General features: G+C 72.5%; 7 protein-coding genes. 3 read left to right on the top strand and 4 right to left on the bottom strand.

All coding sequences use genetic code 11. The annotated features are described in order from the left end of the window. Positions 1–211: 211 nt before the first annotated feature. Positions 212–1,231: a hypothetical protein gene (locus tag AC07AL_RS34785; RefSeq protein ID WP_478319336.1), complete on the bottom strand. Its 1,020-nt coding sequence runs from the start codon at positions 1,229–1,231 to the stop codon at positions 212–214. Positions 1,232–1,395: 164 nt separating this feature from the next. Here AC07AL_RS34785 and AC07AL_RS34780 point away from each other — a divergent pair, with 164 nt between their 5' ends. Next, the gene (locus tag AC07AL_RS34780) at positions 1,396–1,989 is read left to right on the top strand and encodes a TetR-like C-terminal domain-containing protein (RefSeq protein WP_363631457.1); all 594 of its coding nucleotides are present in this window, start codon (positions 1,396–1,398) and stop codon (positions 1,987–1,989) included. A gap of 94 nt (positions 1,990–2,083) precedes the next feature. Here the strand turns inward: AC07AL_RS34780 and AC07AL_RS34775 are convergent, their stop codons facing one another. Beyond that, positions 2,084–2,458, bottom strand: coding sequence for a hypothetical protein (locus AC07AL_RS34775; RefSeq protein WP_400811372.1), 375 nt, complete (start codon positions 2,456–2,458; stop codon positions 2,084–2,086). Between the two features lie 290 nt (positions 2,459–2,748). Next, positions 2,749–3,330, bottom strand: coding sequence for a TetR/AcrR family transcriptional regulator (locus tag AC07AL_RS34770; RefSeq protein ID WP_363585699.1), 582 nt, complete (start codon positions 3,328–3,330; stop codon positions 2,749–2,751). 98 nt (positions 3,331–3,428) lie between these two features. Between AC07AL_RS34770 and AC07AL_RS34765 the strand changes: the two genes are divergently transcribed. Together AC07AL_RS34765 and AC07AL_RS34760 are read left to right on the top strand one after the other, a co-directional pair. After that, a complete protein-coding gene (locus tag AC07AL_RS34765; RefSeq protein ID WP_400989723.1) occupies positions 3,429–4,172 on the top strand; it encodes an SDR family oxidoreductase in 744 nt (247 codons plus the stop codon). A gap of 179 nt (positions 4,173–4,351) precedes the next feature. Next, complete coding sequence (locus AC07AL_RS34760; RefSeq protein ID WP_478319335.1) at positions 4,352–4,801, top strand: hypothetical protein; 450 nt, start codon at positions 4,352–4,354, stop codon at positions 4,799–4,801. Between the two features lie 102 nt (positions 4,802–4,903). Here AC07AL_RS34760 and AC07AL_RS34755 read toward each other — a convergent pair whose 3' ends face one another. After that, positions 4,904–6,421, bottom strand: a complete 1,518-nt coding sequence (locus AC07AL_RS34755) for a carbohydrate binding domain-containing protein (RefSeq protein ID WP_363631454.1) — start codon at positions 6,419–6,421, stop codon at positions 4,904–4,906. Positions 6,422–6,663 lie beyond the last annotated feature (242 nt).

Here is a 6,663-nt window from a genome sequence, read left to right as displayed (position 1 = left end):
CGTGGTGGGGGGTGGTGTTTTCCCTCACGCCAACACCTCAAACCGTTCCCCGCGTTCTCTTTTTCTTTTCTTTCTCTTCGTCTCACAACACCCCCCCCCCCCCCCCCCCCCCCCCCCCCCCCGAGGTGGGGTGGGTGGGCAGCGCGCGAGGGTGGGGATCAGTAGACCGGTCTGCATAATTTCCCGCGGGCGGTGCGCGGGCGGGGCCTGGTCAGTGGGTGTGGTGGTAGGTGGCGAGGGTGGTGAAGGCGGCCTTGGGGTCCCAGGGGAGGTCGGGGTAGGTGGTGCCGGGGCGGTCCTCGTAGACCTTGACGATGCCGTAGCTGGCGAGGTCGAGGTCGTCGCGGGGGTCGGCGTCGGGGCGGTGCACGTGGTCGTAGAGGGCGAAGGTGAAGACGAAGGTGGCGTCGATGCCGCCGGCGTCGAAGGCCTCCAGCAGTTCGCGCAGGTAGGTGGCCTGGCCGGCCTCGTCGCGCTCGTAGGCGGCCTTCAGGCGGACGGGGCCCTCGGCGTCGTACTCGACGATGTCCAGGCCGAGCGCGCCCCGGTCGCCCGCGCCGCGGTAGCCGGCGGAGCCGAACTCGGTGATGGCGACGGGCTTTCCCTGCGCAGCCAGGTCGTGGACGCCGTCGGCGAACCGGTCGGCGGTCTCGGCGGAGCGGTAGAGGTCGAGGGAGATGAGGTCGAAGGGCGTCCAGTCGACGCGCTCCAGTGGTACGGCGGCGTAGGTGACGCGTCCGCCGAAGTGTTCGCGGACGGTGGTCACGGCCTGGTCGAGGAACGCGTTGACCCGGCCGCTGACCGGTCCGAGGTGTTCGCGGACGAGCTCGGGTCGGCTGAGCAGGGCGATGCGTTCGTCCGTGGTGTCGCCGGGCAGGAACCCCGGGTTCATCAGGCTGAGTTCGGCCCCGGTGACGAACACCACCTCGGCCCCGCGCCGCCGCAGCCGTTCCGCGCGCTCGGCGCAGTCGGCGAACAGGGCCAGGAGTTCGTCGGCGGCGAGTTCCAGCGGGTACGGGGAGTACCAGACCTCCAGTCCGAGGTCGGCGGCGAGTCCGGCGGCGAGTTCGATCCGGTCGGGGTCGCCGCCCATGATGCGGACCGCGTTGCAGTGCAGGTCGTCGCGGATGATGCGCAGTTCGCGTTCGACCTCCTTCGGGTCGAACCGGCTGCGGGAGTACGACCCGTTCCTGACGAATCCGGTGTCGTAGCTGATGCCTTTGGCGCGCACGGTGTCCTGCCTTCCTGGGGGTGGGACGGGGAGCAGGCAAATACGGTACGGCCAGTACCCTAGTTGGTGTGGGACGGAGAGGACAAGAAGGATGGGAGGGTAGGGGGCGGTATCGACGGCGGTACCGGCGACGGGGTCGGACTGGATCGGACGGGACGAGGGCCATGGCCGGGCAGACGCGGCGGCGCGGGGCGGCGCTGGAGGAGGCGATCCTCCGGGCGGCGGTGGCGGAGCTCACCGAGTCCGGATTCGCCGGGCTGACCATGGACAAGGTCGCCGCCCGCGCCAGCACCAACAAGAACGCCCTCTACCGCCGCTGGCCCAACCGCCTGGCCCTCGGCATCGCCGCCTACAAGCAGCTGGCCACCGCCGCCGTGCCCCCCGACACCGGTGAACTACGCGGGGACGCCCTGGAGTTGCTCCGCCAGGCGAACCGGCACTGGAGCTCCCCGCTCGGCGCGATCCTGCGCGAACTCCTGGCCGCCGCCGGTGGCGCGGCGGAGTTCCTGGCGCAGCTCCAGGACCAGTCCGGCGAGGCCGCGGCCGCCCCCTGGCTCACCGTCCTGGGGCGCGCGGTCGCCCGTGGCGAAGCGGCCCCCGAGGCGCTCCACCCCAGGGTCGCCACGGTGGCGGTGGTGCTGCTGCGCAACGAGTTCGTGGTGCGGGGCGTGCCGACCGCGCCCGACGACGTCCTGATCGAGATCGTGGACGAGGTCTACCTGCCGCTGATCCGGCGCCGCGGGCCGTCGGACGTCTGAACGGACACGGCCCTGGAGCGGCGCCCAGCGGGACTCGTCGGTCGGGCTGAGGGCGGGCTGAGGGCGGGCCGAGGGCGGGCGCGGGCCTCCGGGTTCAGGAACCGCCGAGGTGGCGGGCCTCCAGGTACACCGTCCGCTCGGTCTGCCCGGGGTCGGCCAGCACGCTGAAGCGGCTTCCGGTGGAGGTCGTGAAGTCGACGAAGAGGTCGTAGGTCACGTTCTTGTCGAAGGACCAGCCGAAGGTCCGGGTCTCGGTGTCGGAGTCGAAGCCCGTCCCGGCCCCCTGCCCGGGGCTCCAGGGGACGGGGCGGGCCAGGTCCACCGAGTGGTCGGCGAGGAAGCGGTCCACGCAGTCCTTCGGTGCCCGGAAGCTCAGGTTCAGGACCTCCCCGGGGTACTTCGCCGATCCGTGGAACCCGACGCCCTGAAGGTCGCACGCGGGCAGGTCCAGCCCGAACGCCTTCGTCACCTTTTCGAGGGTCTGCCCCTTCGGGCTGCCCGGGTACGCCCTCGGATCCGGATCCGGGTCCCCGGCCGCGCAGCCGGCCGCCAGGGCGACGGCGGCGGTCGCGGCCGCAACCAGCGCGGCCGAACGTCGCGCCGGGCGGGATGTGAACGGCCTTGCCGCGCCTCGCCCTTGCATGAATGTCCCCTCCCCGGACGGGTGCCGTCCCGCAGGGAGGGCCCCACGGGACGGTACCGAAGGCGGATCGGATGATCAACCGGCGTGGGCGCCCGGCAGGATCCGCCGGAGGGGGCCTAACTGTTCCCGGCGACCAGGGAGTTGGTGAGCCGGTCGGCGACGGTGGCGTCGAGGGGGGCGTGGCCGAGGATGAAGCGGTACCAGAAGACGCCGTAGACCTGGTCGACGATCAGGTCGAGGTCGGTGTCGTCGGCGAGTTCGCCGCGTTCGCGGCCGCGGGCGAGGAGGTCGCGCAGGGTGGTGCGGCGGGTGGCGGTGAAGGTCTGCATGAGGTCGGCGAGGTGGGGGTCGCGGGCGGCTTCGCGGACGAGGGTGCGCAGGGCGGGGGCGGTGGTGTCGCGCTGGGAGCCGTCGAAGGTGGTGGCGATGAAGGCGCGGAGGTCGGTGCGCAGGGTGCCGGTGTCGGGGCCGGGGACGTCCTGGTCGGCGCGGTCGGTGAGGGCGTCGAGCAGGACGGCGCCCTTGGAAGGCCACCAGCGGTAGACGGTCTGCTTGCCGACGCCGGCGCTGCGGGCGATGGCGTCGATGGTGACGGGGGTGCCGTCGGACTCGGCGAGCAGGTGCAGGGCCGCATCGAGGATCGCCTGGTGGGCGGCCTCGTTGCGGCGGCGTCCGGTGTGCGGGCGGGCTTCGGTCATGGGGTTCCCTTTCTTCTTCCCCCGCTTGACAAGACTAGCAGTCTCGATAACATTATTGACGGAACTAGCGGTCTCGACAATATGAAGGACACGCCACCATGAGCACCACGTCAAACCTCTTCGCCGGACAGCGCGTCGTCGTGATGGGCGGCAGCTCGGGCATCGGCGAGGCCGCGGCCACCGCCTTCGCCGCGGACGGCGCCGAGGTCGTGATCACCGGCCGCGGCCGGGACCGGCTGGACGCCGCCGTCGCCCGGATCGGCGGCAGGGCCACCGGCCACCAGCTGGACGCGGCCGACCCCGAGGCCGTCGCGGCCTTCTTCGCCCAGTCCGGCACCGTCGACCACCTGGTCGTCGCGGTCAGCGGCGCGGCCGGCAGCGGTCCGTTCGCCCAGCTCGACCTGGCCGACCTCGCCACCGGGTTCGACGCCAAGTTCTGGCCGCAGGTCCGCGTTCTCCAGGCGGCGCTGCCGCACCTGCGGTCGGACGGATCCGTCACGCTGATCACCGCGGCCTCCGCCCGCGCCGCGTTCCCCGGCACCGCCGGACTCGCCGCCATCAACGGCGCGCTGGAGGCGATGGTCCCGCCGCTGGCCGTCGAACTCGCCCCGCTGCGGATCAACGCCGTCTCGCCCGGCGTCATCGACACCCCGTGGTGGGACCGCGTCCCGGCCGGGCAGCGGACGGCGCTGTTCGACGGTCTCGCCGCCACCACCCCGGTCGGCCGCGTCGGCCGGGCCGAGGACGTCGCGCAGGCGATCCACCTGCTGGCCGCCAACACCTTCGTGACGGGCGTGGTGTTCGACTGCACGGGAGGGGCCAACCTGCCCACCGGGCGCTGAACGAACCGTCGGCCGACCGGGCCCGGCCCGTAGCCGGCTCCGGCCCGCAGCAGTGCCCGGCCCGGAGCCGTCTCCGGGCCGGGGGTTGTCACAGCTCAGCCGTACGGTTCGGTCATGAGCGTTCCCGACCTGATCCCCATCCGGTACGAGCCCGACTACCGCACCCGCACCATCGGCCGGTGCGAGGGCGGCCAGTTCCTCGCCTCCGTCACGGCGGCCTTCCCGGAGGTCGGGGCCGACGTCGAGAACTGGCAGGCGCAGAAGCGCTGGTTCGCGGTGCTCCACCGCTTCGACGACGCCGGCCGGCACCTCGACTCGCGCATCCACTCGACCGGCACGACGGCGGACGGCGAGAAGGCGGCCGTCGAGGCCGCCCGCGCACTCCTCGCCGACTGGCCGACGCCCTCCCCGGCCGCGCGTACGGGGACATCGCCATCGCGCCGTTCGCCGTCCGGGTCGAGGGGTCGCTGTTCGGGCTGGTCATCGAGACGGACGAGGAGGACGAGACGGACGAGGAGGACGAGGACAAGGAAGAAGAGGGCGAGGACGGCGAGGGCGGGGTCTGGGCCGAGCTCTACCCCGACGGCCTCGGCTTCCACGCCCCGTGGGACGGCTGCTACGACACCTGAGCCGCGGCCACCGTCACCGCTTCGCCTCCTGGCGGCCCTTGAGGAACACCCCTGGCACCGGGCCGACCCCTGCCGAGGCGGGGGTCGGCCCGTGAGGTGCGGTCAGCCCGCGTACTGGGCGAAGATCTTCGCGAACTCGTACGGCTGCTGCGCGATGTTGGTGCACTTGGAGAGCGAGCCGCCGGTGCAGGCGTTGGCGTCGCGGGTGGCGTCCCAGAAGGCCAGCAGGCCGAGGTGGTTCTGCCGGGCGAAGGTCACCAACTGCTGGGCGGCGGCCTGGTTGTAGATCTGGTGGTCGTCGTTCTCGCCGATCATCGGGGTGACGCCGACCATGGCCCACAGCTGGGCGTCGGTCTTCGCCGGGTAGAGCGCCTTGAGCTGGCCGAACAGGGCCTGGGCGGCCTGCACGGCGGCGTTGCCGTAGTCGGTGCCGGTCCGGTAGTAGTCCATCGCCATGATGTTCACCAGGTCGACGGCGACCCCGGCGTCGCGGGCGGACTTGACGATGGCGACGCCTTCGGTGGTCAGGCCCTCGGGCAGGACGGGCAGGGTGAAGGAGACCTTGAGGCCGGGGTGGGCCTGCTGGAGCTTGGCGAGCGCGGCGGAGCGGCGGTCGTTGGAGGCGGTGTCGGCGATGGCCGCGCCCTCGATGTCGAAGTCGACGTAGCGCAGGTTGTAGGCGTTGACCACGGCGTCGTACTCGGCGAACAGCGAGTCCACGGTGGTGCAGGCGGCGGCGAGTTCGGTGCCGCTGGCGCCGCCGAAGGAGAGCTTGACGTCGCCGCCGGACGCGCGCAGCGCGTCGATCTGGTCCTTGGCCCAGCCGGTGCGCGGGTCGTAGGCGTTGAACCAGCTGGCCTTGCAGCCGACGCCGGTGACGAAGCCCATGGTGTAGGCCTTGAGGTTGCCGGACTTGGCCATGTCGGGCATGGACGGGGTGGGCCAGGCGCCCATGTCGATGTAGGGCGCGACGGGGACGGCGACGTTCGGCGGCGGGGTGCTCGGGCCGCCGGTGGGCGTGCCGGTGGGGCCGCCGGTCGGGGTGCCCGAAGTGGGCGGCGGGGTGGTGGGGTTGCCGCCGCCGGGGCCGGTGAGCGTGATGTCGTCGGCGAGGTAGGCGCCCTGCCCGTACCAGCCGTGCAGGTAGACGGTGACGCTGGTGGTGGCCGGGCCGGTGGTGAAACTGGTGGACAGCTGCTGCCAGTTGGCGCCGCCCGGCGTCCAGATGGCCGGGTCGGTGACGCCGCTGCCGGTGGCACCCAGGTAGACGTACTGGCCCTGCACCCAGGCGCTGAGGTTGTACGTGGTGTTGGGCTGGACGGTGACGGTCTGGCCGCACTGTGCGGTGTCGCTCGCGCCGACCGCCCCCTTCAGTGCGTAGCTGCCGCTGTGCGCACCGGAGTTGACGACGCTGCCGGTCCCGCCGGAACAGCTCCACGGGCTGAGCGTGCCGCTCTCCAGGCCGGGGTTGGCCAGCAGGTTGCCGTCGGCGGCGCCGGCGTTCCCGGCGAGCGTGGCGAGGCCGCCGGCGGCGAGCGCGGTGGCGGCGGCGAGGCTCAGCAGCTTGGTGCGACCGGCGGTGCGGCGGTGCGTGGGGGCGGGCTGGGGCGCGCTGGGCATGGGGGTGCCTCTCGGGACGTGGGGCCGCCCGCGCCGCGAAGGGGGATACGCGGGGCGGGCGGCAGCATGGGGGCTGGTCCGGTGCGGGGGAGGAGCGCGGTGCTGAGCATCAAACTGGACTAGACCAGCTGTGCACGTCAAGCACTTCCGGGGCATCGGAAGCCCGCTGTGGGAAGGTTTTAGGAACGGTTTAAGGCTCTGGGATCCCGCTCCTGGAACACCGCTCCGCGCCCTCGGACGGC

This window comes from Kitasatospora sp. NPDC043949, from assembly GCF_056435365.1.
This window is presented reverse-complemented; position numbering and strand designations above follow the sequence as displayed.